Source organism: Phaeobacter sp. JH20_02 (genome assembly GCF_048056915.1).
GTDB classification, from domain to species: domain Bacteria; phylum Pseudomonadota; class Alphaproteobacteria; order Rhodobacterales; family Rhodobacteraceae; genus Phaeobacter; species Phaeobacter bryozoorum.
The window spans coordinates 505,605-532,403 of record NZ_JAYMVP010000028.1; the positions used below are offsets into that span (position 1 = coordinate 505,605).

A 26,799-nucleotide genomic window follows, 5' to 3' on the forward strand; every position below is an offset into this window, starting at 1 on the left:
GCGTTACGCCGGAACGCGCAACAAATGATCGTCGGATCCAATATCAGCGGGCTGGCCATCGCGGGCGGCCCCAGGCGGTCTGTGGCGCCAATGAAAAAGGGGCAGGTCCGGTGACCTGCCCCCTTCGGTGCAAAGAGATTTCATTGGGAGGAGTGCAAAACCCCTTTGCGGATGCGCTCAGCGCTTACTTTGCTGCGGCTTTTTTCGCAGCGGAGGTCACGTCGTTGGTGGCCTTCTTCACAGCGGCGGACGCTTCTTCGGACATGTCCTTGCCAGCCGACATCAGCAGCTCAACGGTGTCCATCTGAACCTTTTTCGCAACTTCGGCGAAGGCGGCCATGTTCTCGGCGGCCACTTCAGCGGAGGCGGAGGCGAAATCGGTTGCTGCCTTGGCATAGTCAGCAGGCTCGGCCTGTGCCTTGGAGACGTCGCTCAGCTTGGTCAGGGTTTCCTTGGCCCAGCTGTTGGAAATCTCGGCGGATTTCTCGGCAGCCTGCAGGGCAACCTGGGACAGTTTTTCGTTCAGGGCTGCGGTCGATTTGAACGCATCTTCCATCGCGGTTGTGTCAACCGGGAATGCACCCATCATGTCTTTCATCATCGCGGTAAAATCTTGGGTCTTAGCCATTGTACTGGTTCCTCTTGGTTACGCGGCCAGAACGTTCTGCCGCCTTCGCATGACCCCAATATTGTTTCTGCATCGCAGCATTTCAAGGTTTTTCTTGCTGCGATGCAGAATAATTTGCGAATACCCGGAAAATCAGGGCTTTGCGGACCGCTTTGCCTTTACCCGGACGTAGTCGCCGGGGGCCGGTGTCAGCGGGGGATGCTGCGAATCGCCCGGTTCGCGGGCCTCGACCTGCTTGCCGGAGCGCTTCTTCAGCCAGCTTTCCCAGCGTGGCCACCAGGAGCCTTCGTGAAAGCTCGCCGCCTCTTTCCAGGTTTCTGCGTCACCTTTCATATCGGGATTGGTGTAATGGCCGTATTTGTTGCGGGTCGGCGGGTTGACGATGCCCGCGATATGGCCTGACTGCGCCACAACGAAGCTCTTGGAGCGCGAGCCCATCTGCTGAACACCGCGGTAGCAGTCTTTCCAGCGGGCAATATGGTCGGTCTCGCAGGTGATTGCCATCACCGGCACGGTGACGTCGCGCACATGCAGGGTATGGCCCATCAGCTCGAACCCGTCGCGCACGAACTCATTGCGCTGACACAGGCCACGCAGATATTGCATCGCCATCCGCCCCGGCAGGTTCGCGCCGTCACCATTCCAGTACAGAAGATCAAAGGCCGGCGGCGTCTCCCCCATCATGTAGCTGCGGATCGCAGGCCCGTAGACCAGATCGTTGGAGCGCAGGAAGGAGAAGGTCCGCGCCATGATATACGAGCGCAGCAGGCCGTTGTTGGTGATCTCCTCCTCGATGCCGTCGATGAAATCATTTTGCAGGAAGGGCGTGAACTCCCCCTGATCGGAGAAATCCGTCAGCGCGGTAAAGAAGGTCGCCGATTTGATCGAGGTGTCGCCGCGCTGTTTCAGCAACGAGAGCGTCAGGCACAGCGTGGTGCCCGCGATACAGTAGCCAACGGCATTGATCTGTTTCACCTTGCAGATCGACTTGGCGGTTTCGATCGCGGTCAGATAGCCCTTCTCGATATAATCCTCCAGACCGAGGTCCGCCTGATCCTCGCCGGGGTTGACCCAGGACACCACAAACAGCGTATAGCCCTGTTCGGTCACCCATTTGATCAGGCTGTTCTGCGCCTTGAGGTCGAGGATGTAGAATTTGTTGATCCACGGCGGAAACAGCACGATGGGGGTTTCATGCACGGTTTCGGTGGTCGGCCGGTACTGGATCAGCTCCATCATCTCGTTGCGAAATACAACCTCACCGGGTGTGGTGGCAATATTGCGACCGATCTCAAAGGCGGTCTCATCTGCCAGCCGCACCACCAGTTCGCCGTCGTTGGCCTCCAGATCGGCAACCAGATTCTCCAGCCCCTTGATCAGTGACTGACCTTCGGTCTCCACCGCTTTTTCCAGCGCATCGGGGTTGGTTGCCAGAAAATTGGTGGGAGCCATCATCTGCACGATCTGATCGGCGAAATAGCCAAGGCGGCGTTTGTCGACATCTTCCAGATCATCGACCTCGGCGACGGCGTTGCGAATTGCCTCGGCATTGGTGAGATATTGTTTCTTGATGTAGTGAAAATAGGGGTTGGACTGCCACATCGGATTGGCAAAGCGGCGGTCATCGGGCGCGCCCTCATCGGCGTCCTCGGGGCTGTCGCCCTCCATGGATTTGGCCAGAAGCGCCTGGGCTTCGGCGAAATTCACCACCGCCTGCCCCCAGTAAGACACCTGTTTTTCCAACAGCTTGGCGGGGTTTTTGGCCATTTCGGCCCAATAGGCGGTTGCTGCGCGTGCAAAAAGCTCTTGATTCGGACCGTCCAGAGAAGGGGGGTGAGATTTTTTCTGAGCCAGAACATCCATCAGGCGTTTTGAAAGTTGCTCAACCTGCTCCATATTTTTTTTAATTCGTTCAATATGTTCCGGCGAGACTGCCGGATCCGTACTGTCGCTTGTTGTCATCTTAACAAATCCCCCGTAATCTTTCTGCTATGCAGAATACTGTCCGCCCATCATACGACAAAGCCATGAAACGTCCGATGGGTTGTGACACAACCGCACGTGGATTCAGATCGGATCCAAGCGGCCAACGCAATGGAGATATAACATGCGTTACATGATGTCGTACGATCTGATGGAAACAATGCGTAACACCAATCAGTGGTTGGGGGCCACCGCCCTGTCGATGGCATCGAACCCGGCGCTGGCCGCAATCCCCAATCCTGCCATTGCCTGGATGGCCGCCTGGGGCGAGGTGACGGAGCGCAGTTTTCAGCGCATGGTGACCAAACCGGATTGGGGCATCTATACCCAGACCTGCGCCGATGGCCGCGATCACGTGGTGGAAATCGACACGGTGGTTGAGCGCCCGTTTGGCGATCTGATCCATTTCCGCGTCGCAGGCCGCGCCGAGCAGCCGCGCAAGGTTCTGCTGGTCGCGCCGATGTCGGGCCATTACGCCACCCTGCTGCGCTCCACCGTCAAAAGCCTGATCGAGAATTGCGAAGTCTATGTCACCGACTGGCATAATGCCCGCGATATTCCGGTTTCAGCGGGCAAGTTCGACATTGAGGATTACACGCTATATCTGGTTGATTTCATGCGTGAAATGGGCCCCGACACCCATGTAATCGCGGTCTGCCAGCCGGCCCCGCTGACGCTGGCCGCCACCGCCTATCTGGCAGAGCAGGATCCGGGCGCGCAGCCGTCGTCGCTCACCCTGATTGGCGGACCGGTGGATCCCGATGCAACCCCGACGGATGTGACCGATTTTGGCCGCCGGGTCACCATGGGCCAGCTGGAAGAGACGATGATCCAGCGTGTCGGCTTCAAATACAAGGGCGTCGGCCGCAAGGTCTATCCGGGCCTGTTGCAGCTCAGCTCCTTTATGTCGATGAACGGCGAGCGCCATTCCAAGGCTTTCATGGATCAGATCCAGCGGGTCAGCCGGGGGGAAGCCTCGGATCATGATGCCCACAACCGGTTCTATGACGAATATCTTGCCGTGATGGACATGACGGCGGAGTTCTATCTGTCGACGGTGGAGCGGGTGTTCAAGGGCGGCGAGATTGCCGGCAACAACTTTGTTGTCGCCGGTCACAAGGTCGATATGGGCAAGATCTCCGATGTGGCGGTCATGACCGTCGAAGGCGCCAATGATGATATCTCGGCCCCCGGACAATGTATCGCGGCGCTGGATCTCTGCACCGGTCTGCCGGAGGTAAAGAAGGCCAGCCATGTGGAGCCGGGTGCGGGACATTATGGCATCTTTGCCGGCCGCAGCTGGCGCGACAATATCCGCCCGCTGGTGATCGAATTCATGAACGCCAATGCCCGCACGCCGAAGAAAACCGCAGCAAAACGCACCAAGGCGACCGCCTGACCGGCGAGGCTGAGGCCAGACCAAATAAGACGGGCGACCAGCCCTGACCAAAGCCCATTTCAGCCCAAGGACCATTTCAGCAATGGCCGATCCCCTGAGTTTCGCCTGTGACTGCGGCCAGATCCGTGGCGCGCTGTCGCCAGAGGCCCGCAAGACCGGCACCCGCGTTGTCTGTTTCTGCGCCGATTGCCGCGCCAATGAGCTGTACCACAATCAGCCGGACCCCGCCCCCGGACCGGTTGATCTGTTTCAGGTCAATCCCGATGGGGTGACCTTTCATCAGGGGCAGGATCTGCTGCGGGTGATGCGGCTCAGCCCGAAGGGGCTGCTGCGCTGGTATGCGGGCTGCTGCGGCACCCCGATGGCCAATACGCTGGCCAAACCCACCCTGCCCTTTGCCGGGATGCGGTCGGACCGGTTTGCCGACCCATCCGCGCTTGGCAAGGTGCGCGCCCGCGCCTTTGTTCCGAAGGCAGGCAAACAGCCCCGCACCGAAGGCGCCGCACGGATGGTCATCTCGCTGCTCAGCCGGATGATATCGGCGCGCCTCTCGGGCCGCTGGAAAGAGACGCCATTCTTCGACATCGACAGCGGTGCGCCAATCAGCGAACCGGAGGTGATCAGCAAGGAGGCGCGCGCGGAACTGCTGCGCAGGTAGCGCCGTGCCCTCATTACGGCCGACCGGGCCGCGAACCGCACAAGCTTTGCAGGTTAACCGATTGGATCTGATGGCTTTAGTGGGTTGGTGAGTGTCAGGGGCGGCAACGGTTTTGACGGCGATGCCGCCGCAGGTTCCGCCGGTGGCGTCGATATCCGCTGCGGCTGGGTTGTGGCGGCAGCGCTCTGACGGTCTGCGGGCAGATCCGCCGGGCAGCCCAGCTGCCGGTCCTCCTCCGCCAGCCACTCCGCAATCGCCCCGGTCACCTGATCCGGCTGTTCCAGCGTCGGCAGATGTCCGGCCTCCTCCACCACATGAAGGCGCGCATTGGGCATCAGCGCGGCCATGAATTCATGGCGTTTCAGCGGCGTCAGCCGGTCCTGCGCTCCACAGAGGATCAGGGAGGGCCCTTTGAAACGACGCAGTGCCGCCTGCTGATCGGTGCGCCGCTGCAACGCCCGCGCCTGCGCCACGAACAGCTCCGGCCCCAGTGCAAGGGCCTGCTCATAGATCGAGCTCAGAATATCCAGCCGCTGCGGCGACGGGGCCAGGCACTCCACCGGCAGGCAGCTGCGCAGCACATCCGCCAGACGACCGCTGCGGGCCGCGATGATCAGCGGCTCCCATTCGGCGGCCTGGGCAGGCGTGTCGGGCAAGGGGCTGGTGGAGATCAGGCAGAGCCGGCTGACACGCTGCGGCGCGCGGCGCAGGATTTCCATTGCAACAATGCCGCCCATCGACAGCCCGGCCAGTGAAAACCGCGTCGGCAGCCGGGCCAGCAGATGATCGGCGATCAGCTCGATCCGGTCGCCGCCGAGCAGCGGCGCAATCATCGTCGGCACCACCCCGGACAGTGCCCGCAGCTGCGGCAGGAACACCTCGGCATTGCCCATCAGACCGGGCAGCATCACCAGCGGGGCGCCAGCGGCGCGCTCTGCCGGGGCCTGCGAAGGGCGGCTCATGTTCTGCGGTGCGTCGCCTGACCGGTCTGTCACCTGTGCTTATCCCTCGGTTTGGGCGCCATAGCCGTTCCAGCGGAACGCGCCGTCATCGGACAGCGGCGAGAACGGGTTATGCGCGATTTCCCAGATATGGCCGTCCGGGGCGCGGAAATAGCCGATGGTGCCGCCCCAGAACACCTCTCCCGCCGGGCGCAGCACCGTGGCGCCTGCCGCCTCCGCCCGGGCCATCAGCGCAGCGACATCTGCCGCAGTGCGGGTGTTATGGCTCAGCGTCATCGCGCCGGTGCCCAGCTCATCCAGCGGCAGGCCAATATCCTCGGCCAGCGACGCCAGCGGATAAAGCCCCAGCGTCTGCGACATCAGATCAAAGGCAATGACCCCATCGGGGCTGTCTGCGCGTTGCCAGCCAAGCGCCTCATAAAAGGCCGCCGCCCGCTCCATATCCGGCACGCCCAGTGTGATCAGGCTGATACGTTGCTCCATCGGATCCTCTCCTGCCCTTCTCCTGCCTCTGTCCTGCTGCTGTCGGGTTGCCCCCTTTCGGGCCGCCCTGCGCTATGTGGCAGATCTTGTGGCAGATCATCCCGGACATTCTGCCATAGCCTGCGTCAGCTGTCGCGTGGTGGATGCAGGTCACTACATCAGAACCTGCGCGCCCGCCCCGCCACTCAACCTAGCCGATATCTGGCGCGCCAGATAGCCTCAGCACCTCCGCCACGGCGGTTTCGATCAGCGCCAGACAGGCCGGGTCGGAGAACCGATGGTCGGCGTCCTTCACCAGATGCAGGCGCATATCGGCGCAGGTGGCATGATCCAGCAGCCGCAGCGCGGTCTCGGTGCTGACGGCGGTGTCGGCGGTGCCCTGCAGGCAGCGCACCGGCATCGCCAGCACCAGCGGATCGCGCAGCACCAGATGGTTGCGCCCGTCCTCGATCATCCGTTTGGTGATCACATAAGGCTCCATGTAGTCGCTCGGCAGTTCGACCTGCCCGCGCGCCTCCAGCTCCGCCTTCTGGGGATCGGTGAAATTGGCCCAATAGCCATCCTCGGTGAAATCCGGCGCGGCGGCGATGGTGACCAGCCCGGCCACCCGCTCGGGCATCGCCCGCGCCAGGAGCAGCGCCTGCCAGCCCCCCATGGAGGAGCCAACCGGCAGGATCGCCCCTGTGGTCAATGCCTTTACCGCCGCCAGCGTATCCTGATGCCAGTCGCCGATGCAGCCCTCTTCAAAACGGCCGGAGCTTTCGCCGTGGCCGGAATAGTCAAACCGCAGAAACCCGAGGCCCCGCGCCCGGGCCCAGGCCTCCAGATGCACCGCCTTGGTGCCCTCCATATCGGATTTCAGCCCCCCCAGAAACACCAGCGTCGGCGCATCCTTGGCCGCGCCGGTGGCCGGGCTCAGGTGATAGGCCAGACGGCGGCCGCTGTCACAGTCCAGAAATTGGGTTGCTGCCATGGTCTCCCCCGCGATGCAGTCCGGTCATTATGCTGATGTCAGATCTGCCACGGCAGCCGCGCCGCCGCAATGGCCGGTTTCACCGCAGGAGGCACCGCCGGCAGATGGCTGGCGCCCGGATGCCGCCGCCCCGACCGCCTGATGCCCTTGCAGCCAGCCGCAGCCCTGCCTAGGGTCCGCGCGACATCAGAACCGCCGCAAATCAGGAGCCTCCCTTGACCCGTGCCCTCCGCCTTCTCTGCCTCGGGCTTCTCTGCCTGCTGATCCTGCTCGCCACTCTCTGGGGCGCGCTGGCGCTCTGGTACCGGCTGCCCGTGGACGGCCTCTGGCGTACAGCTGCGGCATCCGGCTTTGCGGGCCTTGGTCTGGCCACGCTCTGGGCGGTGATCCGGGGCCGTGCGCTGCGCGGGCTGGCCACCTTCTGCCTGGCGCTGGCCGCGCTGATCTGGTGGTGGGCAAGCCTGACCCCGCCGGCCGCGGCAAACTGGTCCCCCGATGTGGCCCGCCAGGTCACCGGCACCCGCGATGGCGATATCCTGACGCTGACAGATGTGCGCAATTTCGACTGGACCACACCGACCGACTTCACCCCGCGCTGGGAGACCCGCAGCTATGATCTCAGCCAGCTGACCACCGTCGATCTCTTCATGTCCTATTGGGCCGGACCGGAGATGGCCCATATGGTGGTCAGCTTCGGCTTTGCCGATGGCGCCCATATCGCCTGGTCGGTCGAGGTGCGCCGTCAGGTCGGCGGCGGCTTCTCCCCCGTCGCGGATCTTTTCAAGACCAATACGCTGGTGCTGATCGCCGCCGATGAACGCGATGTGGTGGGCACCCGCACCAATGCCCGCGGCGAGGATGTGCAGCTGTTTCGCATCAATACCGACCCCGACACCGCCCGCGCGCTGCTGATGCAATATGTCGAGGCCGCCAACCGGCTGGCCGCACAGCCGCAGTGGTATAATTCACTCACCTCGAATTGCACCACCGTGGTGATGACGATGATCCGCACCATCCTGCAGGATGTGCCGCTGGACTGGCGGCTGCTGGCCAATGGCTACCTGCCGGAATATGCCCATGAACAGGGCGTTCTGGCCGCAGGCTACAGCACCGAAGACCTGCGCGAACGCGGTAGCATCACCGCCAGGGCGCAGGCCCGGGGCATCACGCAAGACTACTCAGCCCTGATCCGCAAAGGTGTCCCAACCCCCGCCCGCTGATCCAGCCCCCCTGATCCAGCCCCCCCTGATCCGGCTGCTGCATCTTCTGGCGAAAAATATCCCGGGGAGCGCGAGGGGCTGGCCCCTCGCCTGCTTGACAGCCTCGCATACCCCTGCCAAACGGGCAGAACACCATAACCCGCAACCGGGCGTTCTGTGGGCGCCAAACCGACGAGGAGAGCCGATATGGCCCAAATCTCTCTCACCTTCCCCGATGGCAATGCACGCTCCTATGACGCAGGCGTAACACCTGCGCAGGTGGCCGCTGACATCTCGACCTCGCTGGCCAAAAAGGCCATCTCCGCCACCGTCAACGGGCAGCACTGGGATCTTCAGTGGCCGATCGACGCGGACGCCGCAATTGCCATCCACACCATGAAGGATGAGGTTCAGGCCAATGAGCTGATCCGCCACGATCTGGCGCATGTGATGGCGCGCGCGGTGCAGGACATCTGGCCCGACACCAAGGTGACCATCGGCCCGGTCATTGAAAACGGCTGGTATTACGACTTTGATCGCGCCGAGCCCTTCACCCCGGAAGATCTCGGCGCCATCGAGAAAAAGATGAAAGAGATCATCAACAAACGTGATGAGGTCCGCACCGAGGTCTGGGAGCGCGACCGCGCGATCCAGCATTACACCGACCTGAACGAACCCTATAAGGTCGAGCTGATCGAGAGCATCCCCGGCGACGAGCCGCTGCGCATGTACTGGCATGGCGACTGGCAGGACCTCTGCCGCGGCCCGCATCTGCAGCACACCGGCCAGCTGCCGGGCGATGCGTTCAAGCTGATGAGCATCGCAGGCGCCTACTGGCGCGGCGACAGCAGCCGCCAGATGCTGCAGCGGATCTACGGCGTTGCCTTCACCGGCAAGGAAAAGCTGAAGGCGCATCTCACCATGCTGGAAGAGGCCGCCAAACGCGACCACCGCAAGCTGGGCCGCGAGATGAACCTGTTCCACATGCAGGAAGAGGCGCCGGGCCAGATCTTCTGGCACCCCAACGGCTGGCGCATCTACACCACCCTTCAGGACTACATGCGCCGCATGCAGGACCGCGACGGCTATGTCGAGGTGAACACCCCGCAGGTGGTGGACCGCAAGCTGTGGGAGGCCTCGGGCCACTGGGAGAAATACCAGGAAAACATGTTCATCGTCGAAGTGGATGAGGACCATGCCCGCGAAAAGGCGATCAATGCGCTGAAGCCGATGAACTGCCCCTGCCATGTGCAGATCTTCAACCAGGGCCTCAAAAGCTATCGCGACCTGCCCCTGCGCATGGCCGAATTCGGCAGCTGCGCGCGCTATGAACCGTCGGGCGCGCTGCATGGCATCATGCGGGTGCGCGGGTTCACCCAGGACGACGCGCATATCTTCTGCACCGAGGATCAGATTGAGTCTGAAACCGCAAAATTCATCGCCTTCCTGTCCAAGGTCTATGCCGATCTCGGCTTCCATGACTGGACCATCAAGCTCTCGACCCGCCCGGAAAAACGGATCGGCAGCGATGAGAGCTGGGATCTGGTGGAAAAGGCGCTAGGCGATGCCTGCAAGGCGGCGGGCTATGACTACGAGCTGCTGGAGGGCGAAGGTGCCTTTTACGGTCCGAAGCTGGAATTCACCCTCACCGACGCCATCGGGCGGAACTGGCAGTGCGGCACCCTGCAGGTGGATCCCAACCTGCCCGAACGGCTGGATGCGAATTTCATCGGCCAGGACGGCAACAAGCACCGCCCCTTCATGCTGCACCGCGCCACGCTGGGCAGTTTCGAGCGCTTCATCGGTATCCTGATCGAGGAACACGCAGGCAAGCTGCCGTTCTGGCTGGCGCCGCGTCAGGTGGTTGTCGCCTCGATCACCTCCGACGCCGATGACTATGTGAACGAGGTTGTTGAGACCCTGCGCGCCGCCGGTGTGCGCGCGGAGGCCGACATCCGCAACGAGAAGATCAACTACAAGGTTCGCGAGCATTCGGTGGGCAAGGTGCCGGTCATCCTCGCCGTCGGCCACCGCGAGGTCGAAGAGCGCACCGTTTCCGTCCGCCGTCTTGGCGAAAAACAGACCAAGGTCGAAACCCTGGAGGCTGTAACAAAAGCGCTGGCGGTTGAGGCAACTCCGCCGGATCTTCTGTAACATTCCTGCGGTCTTTTGCTGATCTTTGCCTTTTCACCGGCCCCCACTTGCGGGGCCGGTTTCTTTTTGCGCATGGTTTTAAGGGTTCAGCAGCCACTTCACTGTAATAAGCGGTCACGACTGCTGACGCCCGCGTGAGACACAGGCTCGTGAATTCAAACACTTCTCAGGCTGAGCTAATGTCTGACCTGTAACAACCGCCTCGCAACCAAATTCCAAAGAAGGAAGACACCGATGTCCAACACCGCAAAATCCCTCGCCGTCGCTGGTGCCGTTGCTGCCGCACTGACCTCTGCCATGGTCACCCCGGCTGCCGCCCAGTCCAAAGAGAAATGCTATGGCGTCTCCCTCGCCGGTCAGAACGACTGCGCCGCCGGTCCCGGCACCACCTGCGCCGGCACCTCGACCGTCGACTATCAGGGCAACGCCTGGACCCTGGTCGATGCCGGCAGCTGCAAAGGTATGGAACTGCCCGCTATGGCCGATGGCAGCGACCGCAAGGGCTCGCTGGAGCCGCTGGAACGTGACCTGCCTGCATAAGCACAGGCCAGACCAGCGGGGCGGGGGATTTCTCCCGCCCTTTTTGTAACCGGATCAGAGGACCTGTCATGCTGGATGCCGCCCCTTCCCTGCCCGCCGCAGCCGGTGTTGGCTACAAGCCGCAGCATTTCGCCGATATTCTTGCAACGGTCGGCGCTGAGCGGCCGAGCCCGGTAAAATGGCTGGAAATCCACGCCGAAAACTACATGGGCGACGGTGGCCGCCCGATCGCGCAGCTGCGTCATCTGGCTGAACAGTTTGCCCTGTCGGTGCATGGCGTCGGCCTCTCTATCGGCGGCGAAGGGCCGCTGGACGCCGATCATCTGGCACGGCTGACGCATCTGGTGGGCTGGCTCAATCCTGCCAGCTTCTCCGAACATCTCGCCTGGTCCACCCATGACAGCCATTTCTATAACGACCTGCTGCCGCTGCCCTACACGGATGCCACGCTGGCGCGGGTCTGCGATCATATCAATCAGGTGCAGGACGCCATCGGGCGGCGGATGCTGCTGGAAAACCCATCCAGCTACCTCGCCTTTGCCGAAAGCAGCTGGTCCGAGCCGGAATTTCTGGCCGAGATCACCCGCCGCACCGGCTGCGGGCTGCTCTTGGATGTGAACAACGTCTTTGTCTCCGCCACCAATCTCGATTTTTCGCCGCAGGGCTATATCGACGCCTTTGCGCTGGATCAGGTTGGTGAAATCCACCTTGGCGGCCATGATGAGGATCAGGACGACCACGGCAAACCGCTGCTGATCGACAGCCACGGCGCCGAGGTGGTGGATCCGGTCTGGGCGCTGCTGGATTATACGCTGGCAAAATCCGGCCCCAAGCCTGTGCTGGTCGAGTGGGACACCGATGTGCCCGCCTGGCCGGTGCTGGAGGCCGAGGCCGCCCGTGCCGCAACCGCGCTAGAGCGGGTGCCGGCATGACTGTCAGCCAGACAGAATTCGCCCACGCCATGATGGATGCGGGCAAGCCGGTGCCTGAGGGGCTGCTGGATGCGACCGGCCAGCCGGCCGGGCGGCGGTTCAGCGTCTATCGCAATAATATCGCGGTCTCCCTGACCGAGGCGATGCACAGCGCCTTTCCCCTGATCGGCAAGCTTCTGGGCAAGCAGAACCTCGACGGGCTGGCGGGCATATATCTGCGCGCCCATCCGCCCTCCTCGCCGCTGATGATGCACTATGGCGCTGAGTTTCCCGCGTTTCTCGCCGGGATGGAGCAGCTGAAACATCTCGGCTATCTGCCCGATGCGGCGCGGCTCGACCTTGCCCTGCGCCGGGCGTATCACGCAGGCGACGCCACTGCGGTTGACCCGGCGCGTCTGGCAGCGCTTGCACCCGATCAGCTGATGGCGACCCGGCTGACACTGGCCCCCGCCGTCACCCTGCTGCGCTCGCCCTGGCCGATCTATGACATCTGGCGCTTCAACACCGAAGAGAACGCGCCCAAGCCCCGCCATATCGCGCAGGACGTGCTGATCACCCGGCCCGAATTCGACCCCATCGTTCAGGAGCTGCCCGCCGGGGGCGCGGACTGGATCACCGCCCTCATCTCTGGTGCCACGCTGGACGAGGCGCTGACCGCCGTTCAGGCCGACCAGCCGGATTTCGACCTCTCACACCCGCTCGCCCTGTTGCTGCAAGGCGGTGCAATCATTGACCTAGACCGCAAAGGATAACCGATGCACGCGCTTGTTTCCTCCTATACCTCGATCTTCGGCAAGGCTGACCGGCTGTCCGATATCATCGTCCCGACCCTGGCCCGGCTGGTCTTTGCCGCGGTGCTCTTGGTCTACTACTGGAACTCTGCCGGGCTGAAGACGGATGGTTCGATTTTCTCGCCCTCTGCCGGCGCCTTTGGTCAGATCTTCCCCAAGGCCGCCGAGGCGGTGCTTTATGATGTCAGCCAGCTCAATATCTTTCAGCGGCTGGTGATCTTTGCCGGCACTGTCGCCGAATATGTGCTGCCCGCGCTGATCCTTGTTGGTCTGCTCACCCGTCTGGCCGCTCTTGGCACCATCGGTTTCATCTGGGTGCAGACCATCGTCGATGTGACCGGCCATGGCGTGAAACTGGGCAGTCTCTTTGACAACGCCATTGGTCTGGTCGACCAGCGGGTGATGTGGACCTTCCTGCTGCTGGTGCTGGTGTTCAAGGGGGCTGGTCCGCTGTCCCTTGATGCGCTGGCGCGGCGCGCCACGGCGCCTGCCACCGCCTGATCCGGCCAGTCCTTAAACATAAAAAGGCGCCCTGCATCCGCAGCGGCGCCTTTTTTCATTCCTTGCGTTCGATCCGGTTCAGAAATGCGCCTTCGGCTCATCCGGTTTGCCGGCAGCAAGCGCCAGCAGCCCGCCAAGAAGCGCCAGCGAGATCGGGAAGATGGTAAAGACATTAAGCCCGAACCCGGCGTATAGCCCCGCCGCCGAGGCCAGCAGCAGCACCCCGCCCCAGAGCGCCCGCGACAGCGCCATCGCGCCACCGGCCAGCGCAAGGATGGGCGAGATCACGGCCAGGAGCCGCAGTTGTTCGACATCGTCGACCTGCCGGGCCACCCCGTCGATTTCGCCAAAATACTCCACGGCGGCGGTATAACCATAGCCCGCAAACCCCACCACCATGCCGATCAACCCGGCCACGATGCCCAGCACCAGCGCTGCATTGCGCATTGCCGCTCTCCTTACCTAATCCGATATGCAGATGGGGGTTCTAGCCCTCGACGCCAAGGGCGGCCTTGGTTTTGGCGTCCCAGCCGAGGTGCAGATCCTCACCGGATCTGATCAGCGGACGTTTCATCAGCGTCGGATGCGCCGTCAACAGATCCAGCGGCTCCCCCGCCCGCTCTGCCTCGCTCAACCCGCGCCATGTGGTGGAACGTGTGTTGACCAGCCGGTCGCCGAACTGCGCCAGTGCGGCCTGCAAAATCGCCTCCGGCACCCCATCGGCGCGCACATCCACCAGCTCCGCCTGCGGCAGCTGTTTCAGCGCCTTGCGGCAGGTGTCACAGGTCTTCAATCCATAGAGTTGCACGTTTTTTCCTTTCCCGAGGGGGCGGCTCAGCACAATTTATGGTAGAGCCGCACTGTTTTGCTTGATTTTTACATGGTCCGTGCAAAAGTTGAAACCGGGTTGGGACAACTTCCCCGGCCTGTTTTGTCTGCGCACTGCGGCAAAACCGATCACCCCGCTCTGCGCCGCGAAATTATCGTGTATTCAGGGCGGCTCACTAGCAGGAAGGAGACACGGGAACATGGCGAGTGGCACCGTGAAATGGTTCAATACAACCAAGGGCTATGGCTTTATCGAGCCTGAAGGCGGCGGCAAGGATGTGTTTGTGCACATCTCTCAGGTTGAGCGATCCGGGCTGACCGGGCTGACAGATAATCAGAAAGTCGATTTTGAAATGACCGAAGGGCGTGACGGTCGCCAGATGGCCAGCGACATCCGCCCACTGTGACCACACTCCGGCTGCGCCGGGGTTCCCCCTTGCGCGCAGCCACTCCGTCGCCTGCGACAGCGCATCACCTAGCGCATCACAAAGGGATCCGGGATCGGATCGTCGCTGGTGCGCAGCCAGACCGTCTTTACCCTTGTGTAATCCAGCGCCGCCTGTAGCCCGCCCTCGCGGCCATGGCCGGATAGCCCGTGCCCGCCAAAGGGGGCGATGGGGCTGACCGCGCGATAGGTATTGACCCAGACAATGCCGGCACGAATGCCGCGGATCATGCGATGGGCACGGGTCAGATCGCGGGTAAACACCCCGGAAGCAAGACCAAAGGCGGTGTCATTGGCCAGCGCCAGCGCCTCGGCCTCGGTGTCAAAACCGCACACCGACAGGACCGGGCCAAAGAATTCCTCGCTCAGACAGGGCGCCTGCGGCGCGTTGCTGCAATCCACGATGGTTGGCGGAAAGAAATGACCGGCCTGCGGCAACGGCTGCCCGCCAGTCACGATCCGCGCGCCCGCCGCAACCGAGGCCGCCAGCAAATCCTCCGCCCGGCGCATCTGCGCGCCGGTGCAGAGCGGGCCGATCTCGGTCTGCGGCGCGTCCGGTGCACCGATCCGGGCGCTTTCGGCCTTTTCCGTCAGACGGCGCAGAAAATCCGCCTTGATCCGGTTTGAGATGATCAGCCGGGAGCCCGCAACGCAGCTCTGCCCGGTGGCGGCAAAGATCCCGGCGACCTGCGCATTCACCGCACTGTCGATATCGGCGTCCTCAAATACGATGAAGGGCGATTTGCCGCCCAGCTCCAGCGAGGTGGAGGCAAGGTTCTCAGCCGAGTTGCGCACCACCTGGCGCGCGGTCTCCGGCCCGCCGGTAAAGGCCACGTGGTCAATCCCGGCATGGGCCGTCAGCACCGCGCCACAGTCGGCGCCAAAGCCGGTGATCACATTGAGCACCCCCGGCGGAAAACCGGCCTGATCAAAGATGCGGGCGAATTCCAGCATCGGCGCCGGGGCTTCCTCCGATGCCTTCAGCACCACGGTACAGCCCGCCGCCAGCGCCGGGCCGATCTTCACCGCGGCCAGAAACAGCTGCGAATTCCACGGCACCACCGCCGCCACCACCCCAAGCGGCTCGCGGCGCAGCCAGACTTCCATATCCGGTTTGTCGATCGGCAGATGGGCGCCTTCGATCTTGTCGGCGAGGCCCGCGTAGTAGCGGTAATACTCAGCCACATAGGCGATCTGGGCCGAGGTTTCGCGAATGATCTTGCCGGTATCGCGGGTCTCGATCCGGGCCAGGGTCTCGGCGTTTTCGGCAATCAGATCCGCCAGCCGGTAAAGCAGCCTGCCACGCGCGGTGGTGGTGATGCCCGCCCAGTCCGGTGCGTGGAACGCGGCACGGGCCGCTGCCACGGCCGCCTCCACATCCGCCGCGCGGGCCTCTGGCATCATCGCCCAGACCTCGCCGGTTGCCGGATCGCGGCTCTCGAAACGGGCGGAGCCATCCGAGAACACCCCGCCGATATACTGCTGGAACTGCTGCATGGTGATCCCCTTCAGGCAAAGGCCGGCATGACGTCGCGAATGAACCGTTCAAGCGAGGCGCGCTTGCGCTCAGAACTCATGCCGCTGTCGATCCAGAAACTGTATTCATCGTACCCCAGCGCCTCATAACCTTTGATCCGCGCAATCGCATCTTCGGCGGTGGCGATCACATTGTCACGCAGCATCGCCTCGGGCGAATAGAACGGATGGGCGGCAATTTCCGCCTCGCTCAACGGCGCGATCAGCCCCTGCGATACGGGCCGTTCGTTTTTGAACCAGGCGCCGAAGTAGCAGTAAAACCGGTTGATCTCCTCCGCTGCCTGCTGGGCGTCGGCGGCATCGGCGGCAATATAGGTGTGGTTCAACAGCATGATATCCGGGCGCGGCATATCCCGGAATTTGGCGCAGGCGGCCTTGAAGGTCTCCATCAGCCGGGTGATTTCCTCATCCCCCTGCCACAGCGGTGTCACCTGCACATGGCAGCCATTGGCAACGGCAAATTCATGGCTGTTGGGATCGCGGGCGGCGACCCAGATCGGTGGGCCGCCCGGTTGCAGCGGTTTGGGCGAGGATGTGGTGGCCGGAAAGGAATGATAGGCCCCCTCCTGCGCGTAATCGCCCTGCCACAGCCCCCGTAGCGCCGGGATCAGCGCGCGCATCCGCTGGCCTGCGTCCCAGGCATCCATGCCCGGCACCATCCGTTCGTATTCGTAGCTATAGGCGCCGCGCGCAATGCCGAGCTCCAGCCGCCCGTCCAAGATCATATCGGTCATCGCCGCCTCCCCTGCAAGGCGGATCGGATGCCAGAACGGCGCGATGATGGTGCCGGTGCCAAGCCGCACGTTGCGGGTCTGGCGCGCCAGATCGACAAGGTTCAGGAAGGGGTTCGGCGCGATGGTGAAATCCATTCCGTGATGCTCCCCGGTCCAGACCGCGTGCATCCCGCCCTGATCGGCGATTTTGGCCAGGGTGACGAAATCATCGTAGAGATCCCGCTGGTCCTGCTCCGCCGACGTGCGTTCCATATGGACAAAAAGAGAAAAGCGCATGATGCCACCTGCCGTTATGCGATCTGGCGGATTTCGCCGCTGCGTTGATTGCCTGAATAGATGCCGAAATCGCCGAGAGCCGCCTCGCGGGTGAAACGGTCCAGCATGGCAAGGATCGCCGGATCGCTGACATCGTCCAGCGCGCTGCTGTCCAGCGGCACAAAGACCCCGCGCGACGGGGTGCCGGTGGCGCCATGGCACAGAAAGGCGATATGCTGGCGTTTGCGGGCAACGTCCTCATAGATCGAATAGACAAAGCCCGGCTCGCCGCTCAGCCCTGTTTCGGCGATCAGTCGGCGCATGGTTGCGGCAGCGCCTTCGGCATCGACCAAGGCCTCCGGCAACGTAGATCCGCCGTATCCGTCATCGACCAGCAGCACCGCGCCGTCGCGCTCGATCAGGGCCGAGATCACCAGATCTGGACCGGCCACCGCCGCCTCTGCGGTCATTGCAGGCGTCACATAGGCACCGCGCGCATAGCCAAGCCCGGGGCTGGTGCCGGTGCCAAAGGCGCGGACCTCGCCGATCAGGATCACATGATCGCCCGCCTCAACCGTCTTGTGCAGGCTGCAATCGAACCAGGCCGACACCCCGTCGATCAGCGGCGAGCCCGCAGGCCCCCGGTGCCAGCTGATGCCCGCAAACCGGTCCTCAGCCGGGCGGGCAAAGGTATTGGAAATCTCGATCTGCGTCTCCGCCAGCACATTGACGGCAAACCCCTCGCCGCCGACCAGCGCGCCGTAGTTGCGCGAACTATTGGCCAGACAGACCAGCAGCAGCGGCGGATCCAGCGAAACGGAGGTAAAGGAATTTGCGGTGAACCCGATGGGTCGACCCCCGGCATCATGGGAGGTGACCACCGTCACCCCGGTCATGAAGCTGCCAAAGGCCTGGCGCAGGGCGCGTGGATCAAGGGGTGTCATGACGGATCCTCCTCAGGGGTGGGCGTGGCGAGCCAGTCGCGCAGATGGGCGGTGACCAGATCCGGCGCGGTCAGGTTCACCATATGGCGGTGCCCGGTGATGGTCACCGCACGCCCCCGGCGCACCCGCAGCGCCATGGCCTGCGACATCTCAGGCGTGGAATTGGGATCGCCATCGCCGGTGATGGCCAGAAATGGACAGGCAATCTCGGCCAGCCGCCCGGCATAGGTCGCATCGCCCCGCGCAAAAGCCGCATAGGCGGTGGCGTAGCCTGCGGGATCAACCGATTTCAGCCAGCCCGCAACCCGGTCGCGGGCGTCGATATCGGTCGGGCTGTCGCCGAACCAGCGGGCCAGCGGCGTGTCCAGATCGCAGCGACCCGCAGCGATCTCAGCGGCGCGGGACTGAACGGCCGCCCGCGCCGCCGGATCACGGCAGAAGACGCCGTTCAACAGCGCCACCCGTGTGGTCAGCGCCGGGTGGCTCACTGCGAAACCGGTCGCGATCAGCGCCCCCATCGAATGGCCCGCCAGGCTGACCGGGCCGAGGTCCAGCGCCCGCAGCACATCCCTGAGCCAGGCCACGAAATCCGGCAGTTCGCTGTCCGCAGGCAGCGGCGCGCTGCCGCCATGCCCCGGCAGATCCGGCGCAATCACCCTATGGGTCCGGCTCAGATCCTCAATCTGCGGTCCCCAGGCTGCCGATTGCATTCCGACACCGTGCAGGAGCACCAGCGCAGGCCCCTGCCCGCAGTCGCGCAGCGCGACGCTGCGGGTGGGCTCAGACAGCTGCAGGGTTGTCGACATCATTGCCAAGCTCTTTCAGATCCTGATAGCGGTCGCCGATCCGGTGATGCGGCCGCCCGCCGATCGACGCGCCAAGCGCGATCAGCACCTCATCGGCACCGGGCGCATCGGCGACGGAGGTCTGGATGGTGAGGTAATGCGACCGTCTGCCGCCATCGCATTTATCCATCAGCGGGATCATCAGCGGCGCATTGGCAGGCCCGCGCGTATTGCAGAATGACAGGTAGGATTTGGCCCCCACAGCGCTGCGGTAGGGATTGCCGAATTGCAGTGTGTGGATCAGGGCGGAGGCATGTTCCACCTCGCCGTTCATCCCGACGATCGCGGATTTTCCATAGCCCTCGACCCGGTCACCACCGCCTGCGGCCTCCAGAATCATCCCGGTCAGCAGGGTGCCCAGACCGGGCGCGCAGTCCCGGATCTGCGGCGTCAGATCCTCGACAAACCCCTGCCCTGCCCAAGGATTGCGAATAACGGCGATGGCGGCAATCAGCGTCAGCGGCACCGGCGCCGCCTTACCGCCTTCGATCAGGGTCTTTTCGACGTGAAGCAGGGTTTTGCGGATGATGGCGGGCATGGGAATCTCCTGATCGGCAGCTCTGCGGTATCATGGTATACCATTATACGGTATGTCAATCATACTTGCCGCAGCCCAGACGCGCTGCTATGGAAATCCCATGGAACCCAGCCAGACAACGCTCCGCAAAATCGAAAAAGCCCCGCAAACCCTGCGCGATATCGTGCAGGAACGGATGCGGGAGGCGATCATCGACGGCCATTTCGCCCCCGGTGAGCGGCTGGTGGAACGCCCGCTCTGCGATCAGCTGGGTGTGAGTCGCACCGTGATCCGCGAGACGATCCGCTATCTTGAGGCTGAAGGGCTGGTCGAGATCATCCCCAATCGCGGCCCGGTCGTGGCCCGCCTGACCTGGGATCAGGCGCGGCAGATCTACGATGTGCGCCGCCAGCTGGAAGCGGCAGCGGCAGCGGCCAGCGCCGAGGTGCAGCGGCCGGAGTTTGCCGCCGACCTCAGCCGGGCGCTTGCCGAGGTTGAGGCGTCGATGAGTGACACCGAATGGGGCCATCTGCTGCGCGCCACCACCGGCTTTTACCAGCTCATATTCCTTGAGGCCGGCCATACGATTGCCTGGGATATCGTGCAGCGGCTGAACGGTCGGATCAGCCGGTTGCGCGCCCTTACCATCGCGGCAAAGGACCGCGAAACCTCCGGCATGAGCCATATGACCGCCATTCACGATGCCATTCTCAGCCGCAACCCTGAGGCCGCGCGCCGGGCGGTTGAGACCCATATCGCCGATGCTGCCCGCACGGCCGAACGCTTCCTGAAGGAGCCAGCAGATGAGCCGTCCAACGACACCTGACACACCCGGCGCCACAGCCCACCGGACCAGCACCTTTGACGAGGATCTGTTCCTGAAGGGTCTGGAGCAGCGCAAGGCCACCCTTGGCGCGGAATATGTGGAAAAGAACCTCGCCGCCGCGGATGAGTTCACCCGCCCCTTTCAGGAGGCGATGACCGCATGGTGCTGGGGCTTTGGCTGGGGCGATGACACGATAGATGCCAAGACCCGGTCGATGATGAACCTTGCCATGATCGGCGCGCTTGGCAAGATGCACGAATGGGAGCTGCATTGCAGGGGGGCGGTGAACAACGGTGTCAGCCGCGAAGAGATCCGCGCGATTATCCACGCGGTTGCGATCTATTGCGGCGTTCCGCAGGGGCTGGAGTGTTTCCGCGCCGCCCGGACGGTTCTGGACCAGACAGACGCGGGCTGACACCGCAGCCGCACCGGCCCGCAGAAGCCAGTCCTGCCCCCTCCTCACAGCGCAACGTCAACAGGCCAAGAGCCGACAGCGAGGTACCTTCTCAGATGTTTCAATCCGGTCAAACCGTTCAGTCCAGCCCCCGCACCCCGCTGATGGGCAAGGGCACCGCCCATCGCGCCAGTCTCGGCTTTATCCTGATGTCCACCGATCTGGCCTGCGAAACCGACCTCTTTGCCATGGCGCCCGAAGGGGTCGGCGTGCATATCACCCGGCTCAGGACCGATGATTACACCACCAACGAGACCTTGGCGCGGCACATCGACCACATGGCCGAGGCGGCCAGCCGGCTGCAACCGGATATGAACCCCGAGGTCATCGCTTATTGCTGCACCTCCGGCTCGATTGTCTGCCGGGAAGAGAACGTCTTTCGCGAAATCCGCAAGGGCGCGCCGCAGACGCAGCCGATGACCATTGTTACCGGCGTCATGGACGCGCTGCGCGAAGTCGGCGCCAAGCGGATCGTGGTCGGCACGCCCTATCTTGACGATATCAACACCGCCGAGGCGGAATATCTGCTGGCGGCCGGGTTTGATATCCTCGACATTCAGGGGCTGCGGCTGGAAACAGGTCTGGAATTCGGCCGGGTCGAACCCTCCTACTGGAAGGAATTTGCGCTGGAGATTGATCAGCCGGAGGCCGATGCGATCTTTCTCTCCTGTAGCGGCATTCGCGCGCTTGAGGTGGTGGATGAGATCGAACAGGCCGCAGGCAAGCCGGTGATCACGTCCAATCAGGCGCTGATGTGGTCCTGCCTGCGCCGGGCCGGAATCACCGATCAGTTGCAGGGGTTTGGGCAGATTTTCCAACATCCCGGCCACGCGCTGACGCCAACCCTCTGACCCCGACACTCTGCCCCCGGCCGGTGCCCTCCCGGTGCCGGTTTCTGAGCCCTTAACGCCCGACGGGCGGTCCACCTGCAAAGAAGATCACTATGACAGCACCTCTCGCGATGCGCGGATTTCCCGAAACAGAATACGCCGCCCGTACCAGGCGGGCACAGGCCCGCATGGCCGAAGCCGGTTTCGACGCGCTGCTCTTGATGACCGAACCCGACGTGCAGTATTTCACCGGTTTTCAGACGCTGTTCTGGCAAAGCCCGACGCGCCCGTGGTTTGTGCTGATCCCCGCCAGCGGCAAACCGATTGCCATCATTCCCGAAATCGGCGCCAGCCTGATGCGGCGCAGCTGGCTTGACGATATTCGCTGCTGGTCGGCGCCCGCGCCCGAAGATGACGGCATCAGCCTGCTGGTCGAGGCGCTGTCGCCGCTGAAGACGCTTGGCGTGATGAAGGGACATGAGACCCATCTGCGGATGCCGCTGGGCGACTGGGAACGGCTGATGGACGCCCTGCCCGACCTTCGCATTGCCGACGCAACCGGGCTGGTGCAGGGGCTGAGGATGGTGAAATCCCCGGCGGAAATCGACAAGCTCGCCCGGATCTGCGCCATTGGCTCTGCGACCTTTGCCGCGGTGCCGGAATTCGCCCGCGAAGATGTGCCGCTGGACGAGGTGTTCCGCGCCTTTCGCCGCGAGGCGCTGGCGCAGGGGGCCGATGGCGCGCCCTATGTGGTCGGGGCCAGCGCGCAGGGCGGCTATGCCGATGTGATCTCGCCGCCCGATGCCACACCGCTGGCGGCAGGGGATATCCTGATGCTGGACAGCGGCATGGTGCTGGACGGCTATTACTGCGATTTCGACCGCAACTGGGCAATTGGCCATGCCGATGACACCGCGCGCCGCGCCTATGATGTGCTGTGGCGCGCAACCGAAGCCGGGCTCGCCGCCGCCCGCCCCGGCAACAGCTGCCGCGATCTGTTTCAGGCGATGTCTGCGGTGATTGCAGAGATGGACGACAGCGGCGGCGACATTGGCCGTCTGGGTCACGGGCTGGGGTTACAGCTGACCGAACAGCCCTCACACGCCGCCTTTGACACCACCGAGCTGCAAGAGAACATGGTCCTGACGCTGGAGCCATCGCTGTCCTATGGCCACGGGCTGATGATGGTCCATGAGGAAAACATCGTGGTGACGCCGCAGGGGGGCCGCCTGCTCAGCACCCGTGCGGCGCCAGAGCTGCCGGTGATCTGAGCTGTGACAGACCGGCGCGCGGCACAGACCTAGCGGCGCATGTACTCCACCACCACGCAGGCCGGTGCCTCGCTGCGGATCTGGGTCTGGCTGGCGATCCCCCACTGCCCGGCCCGGAACGGCGGGAAATAGGTATCGGCGTCCTCGACCTCGGTCTCGACCTCGGTGATCAGCATCCGGTCAGCGATCTCCATCAGACCTTCGTAGATCCGCGCGCCGCCAATGCCGTAAATCCGGTGATAGCCCTGCGCGCGCGCCTCCGCCAGGGCGGCCTCGATGCTGGGGCAGACCAGATCGGCGGCACCCGGGTTTGAGGACACCACCAGATTAAGCCGGTTCTTCAACGGCTTCACCGGCAGGCTGTCCCAGGTATTGCGCCCCATGATCAAAGCCCCGCCCAGCGTTTCGCGCTGAAAAGACTTCAGATCCTCGGGCGCCTGCCAGGGGATCGTATTGTCCTTGCCAATGGCGCCATTCTGGTCGCGGGCAACAATAAGCGTGATCATGTCAGTCCTCTCTCAAACCGCAACCGGAGCTTTGATGCCCGGATCGGGGGTGTAATTCAGCACTTCGAAATCGTCATATTTGAAGTCAAAAATGGAGGGCACCTCGCGCGTGATGCGCAGCTCCGGCAGCGGCTGCGGCGTACGCGACAATTGCAGGGTCACCTGATCCATATGGTTGGAATAGATATGGGCATCACCGATGGTATGGATGAAATCCCCCGCCTCATAGCCGGTCACATGCGCCAGCATCTTCAGCAGCAGCGCATAAGAGGCGATGTTGAACGGCACGCCGAGGAACATGTCTGCCGACCGCTGGTAGAGCTGCAGGTGCATCCGCCGCCCCTGCACCCGCACCTGCCACAGGGTATGGCAGGGCGGCAGCGCCATATCGGGCACGTCGCCGGGGTTCCAGGCGGTGACAATCAGGCGGCGGCTGTCGGGGCTTTTGCGGATCATCTCCACCAGCTGCGCAATCTGATCGACCGTGCCCGCCCGATAAAGCGGCTCATCGCCACTGGTGCCGGGGACCAGCTCAAGCCGTGGAAAATGCCGCCACTGATGACCATAGACCGGCCCGAGGTCGCCGTTCTCATCCGCCCATTCGTCCCAGATCGACACGCCATTGTCCTTCAGGTAGCCGATATTGGTGTCGCCGGACAGGAACCACAGAAGCTCGTGGATGATGGAACGCAGATGCAGCTTCTTGGTGGTCACCAGCGGGAATCCATCGGCCAGCGGATAGCGGGTCTGCATCCCGAAACAGGAGATGGTCCCGGTGCCTGTGCGGTCACTGCTGGCCTCGCCGTGTTCCAGAATATACTGCAGGGCCTCATGGTACTGGCGCATTGCGATCTCTCCCTCGTGATCTGCCTGCCGTCGGGGCGCAGAGCGCGCCCGCAGGTTTTCTCCTCTGTCTAGCCTGCCGCCGCCCCCGATCTCAAGAGTGTGTAAGCCGCAGCCGCAGGGCGCCCCGCACCCAGACACCTGCCCAGACAGTCGGCCAGACAGCCGGCCAGACACATGCCCGACATCCACTCGGACATCTGCCCCCAAAGTGGCGCAGCTGATCCACACCCTAGCGGCTTGCCCTGCCCCGCGCACCCCGCAACAAAAAGGTCACCGATGCGCCACGGTCGGCTGCGGACAGCCCAGGCGGCGCGGCAATTCAATTGACTTTCCGCAACCATGACAAGACACTGCCGCAAACAAAGAAAATTTGAGGTCAGTTCATATGAAGCGGGCAATGCTTGGACTTGCGGCAGCAACGCTGCTGTCGGCATGTGGCGGGGGCACCAACCCCTTTGACACGGGGGATGATACCGATGGTGGCACCACCGATCCGATTGTCCCCGAAGTGCTGGCATCTGACGTTGATAGCGTCGCCTATGACGCCGCTGCGGGCACATTGGTGATCAGCGGTCTCAGCCTTGACGACACACCGTTTTCCGCCAACTACCGCCGCCGCCCGGCGCTCGACCGCGAGGGCTATCAGGCCTATACCGCGCAGGACAGCTCGCTTGACCGTCATGTCACCGCCTATGTCCGTGAAATCGAAAACGGCGGCTTTGCAGTGGCCGTCGCCACCGGCGGTCAGTTCTCCTATTATTTTGCCGGCACCAGCTTTGGCCGTCGCGGCGGCTATTCCGCCCCGACCGAAGACGTCGCCTCCGGAGGTGTGGTGAGCTATGCTGGCACCTACGTGGGCCTGATGAACATCGCAGGCGATGGCGGCGATCTGCTGCCCGTCGCCCCCGGCACTCCGGCTGACATTCGCCCGGCCCAGTCGGCCGAGGTCACCGGCGATGCCTTCGTCAATGCCGATTTCCGCGACAATGTCGTCAATGGCACCATCTACAACCGCCAGATTGAGCCGACCACAGCGGGCGGCACCCCACAGACGCTGGTAACACTCGACCTCGCGCCCACCGATATTGCCGACAATGGCACCTTTACCGGCACCGCCTCGCAGGTGGTCAACGGCACCCGCACCAATGTCGGCACCTATGGCGGCATCTTCGCCGGGACCGATGCCACATCGGTTGCCGGGTCCGTCTTTGCCCAGAACCACGTCGAGAATATCGACGGCATCGAGGAATACGGGATCTTTGTTCTGGGCCAATGCGGCACCGCAGAAAGTTCGGCCGTCTGCGATCAGCCGGTACCCTGATCTCATGCGGCGCTGTCTGGCCGCAGCCCTGACGCTGGCGCTGCTGCACGCAGCGCCGGCAACGGCGACCGAGCCGACCCCCGAACATCATCTCAGCCTGGAACAGGGCCGCCTGCTGGCGGCGCATTCCCTTGGCACCGGCAAACCGGAGCTGACGCTGGACCTGACCCGCGCCCTCTTGCGGGCCGACCGGCGCGATCACCTGGCCTGGTACCTGCGGGCCGCCGCGCAGGCGCAGCTGAAATCGCCCGGCGCCGGGCGCCGCTCTGCGGCGCGCGCCTATCGCTTTGCCCCTGACAGCGCAGGCAAATTCCGCGCAGCCCAGCTGGCCGCACGGCTGGCGGTGCAGGACGCCCGGCCGACGCTGGCGCAGGTCTGGCTGCGCCGCACCGCCATTCACGCCCCCGATGAGATCAGCGAAACACGCATCGCCGCCGACTATAAGGTCCTGCGGCGGATCAACCCCTGGTCCTTCCAGCTGCGCGGTGAGCTGAAGCCCTCAAACAACGTCAACAACGGCGCCGACAACACGCTGGAAGTGATCGACGGCGTGCCGACACTGGGCCGGTTTGGTCCCCGGTCGGTGGCACTGGAGGGGACCGTCGCCGTGCTCGATGCCGCGATCGGCTACCGCCTGCGGGAAAGCCGCAGCAGCCTCACCACGCTGAGCGCGCGCGGCTATGTCCAGCGGGTGGCACTGTCGTCAGCCGCCAAGGCCAAGGCCGCCCCCCTCGCCCAGCAGTCCGGCACCACGGTGCCGCGCAACAGCGAATTCGGATCGACCTACGGCGAGATCACCCTGACCCATGCCTTTGCCGCTGGCCCGCCCGAACGCAAAGGCTCCGCCGCCCTCGGGCTCAGCTTTGGGACCGCCTGGTATGGCGGCGACAAAAGCTATGATCTGGTCAAACTGACCGCCCGGCGCAGCTGGCAGCTATCGGCGCGCACCGGACTGACACTGGATGGCATGGCAGAACAGCGGCTCGACCCGCGCGGCCCCTCGCAGGATGGCGAGGTGTTCGGCCTGGGCCTCCGTGTCAATCGCGCGCTGAAAAATGGCGATCAGATCGACGTCAGCCTTGCGCTGCGCGACAGCAGATCGGGCCATGTGAACACCTCCAGCCGCAGCGCCACGCTGCGGCTCGGCTATCACTTCGCCAAACCGCTGGGGCCGGCCAAAATCAGCACCGGACTGATCCTTGGCCAATCCGACTACCCGCAGTTCATCGCAGGCTTTCCCGCCCGCTACCTGGCCGATGGCCGCGAAGACCGGTCCTATTATGCCGATGTAAACCTCTTCTTCGAGGACTACGACTATGCCGGATTTGCCCCGACGCTGCGCCTGCGCGCGGGCAAAAAAGACAGCAATCACAGCCGTTTCCAGTCGCGCGAGCTATCGCTCTCGCTGGGTGTTCAGTCCAAATTCTAAGCGGATCCC

At 63.5% G+C, this 26,799-nt stretch carries 29 protein-coding genes; 15 read left to right on the forward strand and 14 right to left on the reverse strand.

The annotated features are described in order from the left end of the window. Positions 1-184: 184 nt before the first annotated feature. Together VWY34_RS16505 and phaC are read right to left on the reverse strand one after the other, a co-directional pair. Complete coding sequence (locus tag VWY34_RS16505) at positions 185-628, reverse strand: phasin, PhaP (protein WP_340545976.1); 444 nt, start codon at positions 626-628, stop codon at positions 185-187. 132 nt (positions 629-760) lie between these two features. Continuing rightward, positions 761-2,590, reverse strand: a complete 1,830-nt coding sequence (phaC, locus tag VWY34_RS16510; RefSeq protein WP_416535188.1) for a class I poly(R)-hydroxyalkanoic acid synthase — start codon at positions 2,588-2,590, stop codon at positions 761-763. Between the two features lie 145 nt (positions 2,591-2,735). On the opposite strand from phaC, the gene phaZ reads away from it, so the two are divergent. Beyond that, complete coding sequence (phaZ, locus tag VWY34_RS16515) at positions 2,736-4,010, forward strand: polyhydroxyalkanoate depolymerase (protein ID WP_416542102.1); 1,275 nt, start codon at positions 2,736-2,738, stop codon at positions 4,008-4,010. Between the two features lie 82 nt (positions 4,011-4,092). Then, entirely contained in the window at positions 4,093-4,668 is a 576-nt protein-coding gene (locus tag VWY34_RS16520; protein WP_416546266.1) for a DUF6151 family protein, read from the forward strand. Between the two features lie 53 nt (positions 4,669-4,721). On the opposite strand, the gene VWY34_RS16525 is transcribed toward VWY34_RS16520, so the two are convergent. The 3 genes from VWY34_RS16525 to VWY34_RS16535 all read right to left on the reverse strand — a co-directional run bounded on the left by VWY34_RS16525 (position 4,722) and on the right by VWY34_RS16535 (position 7,086). Then, positions 4,722-5,630, reverse strand: coding sequence for an alpha/beta fold hydrolase (locus VWY34_RS16525; protein WP_416546482.1), 909 nt, complete (start codon positions 5,628-5,630; stop codon positions 4,722-4,724). Between the two features lie 39 nt (positions 5,631-5,669). Then, complete coding sequence (locus VWY34_RS16530) at positions 5,670-6,113, reverse strand: VOC family protein (protein WP_340545981.1); 444 nt, start codon at positions 6,111-6,113, stop codon at positions 5,670-5,672. A gap of 190 nt (positions 6,114-6,303) precedes the next feature. Continuing rightward, positions 6,304-7,086 carry an alpha/beta fold hydrolase gene (locus VWY34_RS16535; RefSeq protein ID WP_416546268.1) on the reverse strand — a complete coding sequence of 261 codons (783 nt, stop codon included), beginning with the start codon at positions 7,084-7,086 and terminating at the stop codon, positions 6,304-6,306. A 215-nt stretch (positions 7,087-7,301) separates the two neighbouring features. Here VWY34_RS16535 and VWY34_RS16540 point away from each other — a divergent pair, with 215 nt between their 5' ends. From VWY34_RS16540 to VWY34_RS16565, 6 genes are all read left to right on the forward strand, one after another. Further along, the gene (locus VWY34_RS16540) at positions 7,302-8,306 is read left to right on the forward strand and encodes a DUF4105 domain-containing protein (protein WP_416546270.1); all 1,005 of its coding nucleotides are present in this window, start codon (positions 7,302-7,304) and stop codon (positions 8,304-8,306) included. Between the two features lie 186 nt (positions 8,307-8,492). Further along, positions 8,493-10,439: a threonine--tRNA ligase gene (gene thrS / locus VWY34_RS16545; RefSeq protein WP_416546272.1), complete on the forward strand. Its 1,947-nt coding sequence runs from the start codon at positions 8,493-8,495 to the stop codon at positions 10,437-10,439. Positions 10,440-10,673: 234 nt separating this feature from the next. Next, positions 10,674-10,979 (forward strand): DUF2282 domain-containing protein, encoded by a 306-nt coding sequence (locus VWY34_RS16550; RefSeq protein ID WP_416546274.1) that lies wholly within the window; start codon positions 10,674-10,676, stop codon positions 10,977-10,979. A gap of 68 nt (positions 10,980-11,047) precedes the next feature. Then, a complete protein-coding gene (locus VWY34_RS16555) occupies positions 11,048-11,911 on the forward strand; it encodes a DUF692 domain-containing protein (RefSeq protein ID WP_416535194.1) in 864 nt (287 codons plus the stop codon). Then, complete coding sequence (locus VWY34_RS16560) at positions 11,908-12,663, forward strand: putative DNA-binding domain-containing protein (RefSeq protein ID WP_416546276.1); 756 nt, start codon at positions 11,908-11,910, stop codon at positions 12,661-12,663. Before VWY34_RS16555 ends, VWY34_RS16560 begins: the two co-directional genes overlap by 4 nt. A gap of 3 nt (positions 12,664-12,666) precedes the next feature. Next, positions 12,667-13,203 carry a DoxX family protein gene (locus tag VWY34_RS16565; RefSeq protein ID WP_260102340.1) on the forward strand — a complete coding sequence of 179 codons (537 nt, stop codon included), beginning with the start codon at positions 12,667-12,669 and terminating at the stop codon, positions 13,201-13,203. Between the two features lie 78 nt (positions 13,204-13,281). On the opposite strand, the gene VWY34_RS16570 is transcribed toward VWY34_RS16565, so the two are convergent. Together VWY34_RS16570 and VWY34_RS16575 are read right to left on the reverse strand one after the other, a co-directional pair. Then, positions 13,282-13,650 (reverse strand): hypothetical protein, encoded by a 369-nt coding sequence (locus VWY34_RS16570; protein ID WP_260102341.1) that lies wholly within the window; start codon positions 13,648-13,650, stop codon positions 13,282-13,284. A 40-nt stretch (positions 13,651-13,690) separates the two neighbouring features. Continuing rightward, positions 13,691-14,011 (reverse strand): arsenate reductase family protein, encoded by a 321-nt coding sequence (locus VWY34_RS16575; RefSeq protein WP_416546278.1) that lies wholly within the window; start codon positions 14,009-14,011, stop codon positions 13,691-13,693. Positions 14,012-14,231: 220 nt separating this feature from the next. Here VWY34_RS16575 and VWY34_RS16580 point away from each other — a divergent pair, with 220 nt between their 5' ends. Further along, positions 14,232-14,438, forward strand: a complete 207-nt coding sequence (locus VWY34_RS16580) for a cold-shock protein (RefSeq protein WP_340545989.1) — start codon at positions 14,232-14,234, stop codon at positions 14,436-14,438. Positions 14,439-14,506: 68 nt separating this feature from the next. On the opposite strand, the gene VWY34_RS16585 is transcribed toward VWY34_RS16580, so the two are convergent. Genes VWY34_RS16585 through VWY34_RS16605 form a run of 5 tightly spaced genes read right to left on the reverse strand, consistent with a single transcriptional unit; the run spans position 14,507 to position 19,328 of the window. Next, the gene (locus tag VWY34_RS16585) at positions 14,507-15,973 is read right to left on the reverse strand and encodes an aldehyde dehydrogenase (protein WP_416546280.1); all 1,467 of its coding nucleotides are present in this window, start codon (positions 15,971-15,973) and stop codon (positions 14,507-14,509) included. Between the two features lie 11 nt (positions 15,974-15,984). Continuing rightward, positions 15,985-17,022: an LLM class flavin-dependent oxidoreductase gene (locus VWY34_RS16590; RefSeq protein ID WP_416546282.1), complete on the reverse strand. Its 1,038-nt coding sequence runs from the start codon at positions 17,020-17,022 to the stop codon at positions 15,985-15,987. Between the two features lie 14 nt (positions 17,023-17,036). Further along, complete coding sequence (locus VWY34_RS16595) at positions 17,037-17,945, reverse strand: flavin reductase (RefSeq protein WP_416546284.1); 909 nt, start codon at positions 17,943-17,945, stop codon at positions 17,037-17,039. Then, positions 17,942-18,754, reverse strand: coding sequence for an alpha/beta fold hydrolase (locus VWY34_RS16600; RefSeq protein WP_416546286.1), 813 nt, complete (start codon positions 18,752-18,754; stop codon positions 17,942-17,944). Before VWY34_RS16600 ends, VWY34_RS16595 begins: the two co-directional genes overlap by 4 nt. Then, the gene (locus VWY34_RS16605) at positions 18,726-19,328 is read right to left on the reverse strand and encodes an amino acid synthesis family protein (protein ID WP_340545994.1); all 603 of its coding nucleotides are present in this window, start codon (positions 19,326-19,328) and stop codon (positions 18,726-18,728) included. Before VWY34_RS16605 ends, VWY34_RS16600 begins: the two co-directional genes overlap by 29 nt. A gap of 100 nt (positions 19,329-19,428) precedes the next feature. Here VWY34_RS16605 and VWY34_RS16610 point away from each other — a divergent pair, with 100 nt between their 5' ends. The 4 genes from VWY34_RS16610 (at position 19,429) to VWY34_RS16625 (ending at position 22,688) form a co-directional block, all read left to right on the forward strand. Continuing rightward, positions 19,429-20,133, forward strand: a complete 705-nt coding sequence (locus VWY34_RS16610) for a GntR family transcriptional regulator (RefSeq protein WP_416539014.1) — start codon at positions 19,429-19,431, stop codon at positions 20,131-20,133. After that, entirely contained in the window at positions 20,111-20,548 is a 438-nt protein-coding gene (locus tag VWY34_RS16615) for a carboxymuconolactone decarboxylase family protein (RefSeq protein ID WP_416535201.1), read from the forward strand. Before VWY34_RS16610 ends, VWY34_RS16615 begins: the two co-directional genes overlap by 23 nt. A 95-nt stretch (positions 20,549-20,643) precedes the next feature. Then, positions 20,644-21,438: an arylmalonate decarboxylase gene (locus VWY34_RS16620; RefSeq protein ID WP_416542091.1), complete on the forward strand. Its 795-nt coding sequence runs from the start codon at positions 20,644-20,646 to the stop codon at positions 21,436-21,438. Positions 21,439-21,530: 92 nt separating this feature from the next. Further along, positions 21,531-22,688, forward strand: coding sequence for a M24 family metallopeptidase (locus tag VWY34_RS16625; protein ID WP_416539015.1), 1,158 nt, complete (start codon positions 21,531-21,533; stop codon positions 22,686-22,688). Positions 22,689-22,717: 29 nt separating this feature from the next. Here VWY34_RS16625 and VWY34_RS16630 read toward each other — a convergent pair whose 3' ends face one another. Then, a complete protein-coding gene (locus VWY34_RS16630) occupies positions 22,718-23,194 on the reverse strand; it encodes a dihydrofolate reductase (RefSeq protein ID WP_416546288.1) in 477 nt (158 codons plus the stop codon). Between the two features lie 12 nt (positions 23,195-23,206). Next, on the reverse strand, positions 23,207-24,040 hold the full coding sequence (locus VWY34_RS16635) for a thymidylate synthase (protein WP_416546290.1): 834 nt from the start codon (positions 24,038-24,040) through the stop codon (positions 23,207-23,209). Between the two features lie 385 nt (positions 24,041-24,425). Between VWY34_RS16635 and VWY34_RS16640 the strand changes: the two genes are divergently transcribed. Continuing rightward, on the forward strand, positions 24,426-25,361 hold the full coding sequence (locus VWY34_RS16640; protein ID WP_340546001.1) for a thymidylate synthase: 936 nt from the start codon (positions 24,426-24,428) through the stop codon (positions 25,359-25,361). A gap of 4 nt (positions 25,362-25,365) precedes the next feature. Then, positions 25,366-26,790, forward strand: a complete 1,425-nt coding sequence (locus VWY34_RS16645; protein ID WP_416546292.1) for a hypothetical protein — start codon at positions 25,366-25,368, stop codon at positions 26,788-26,790. The last annotated feature ends 9 nt before the right edge of the window (positions 26,791-26,799 follow it).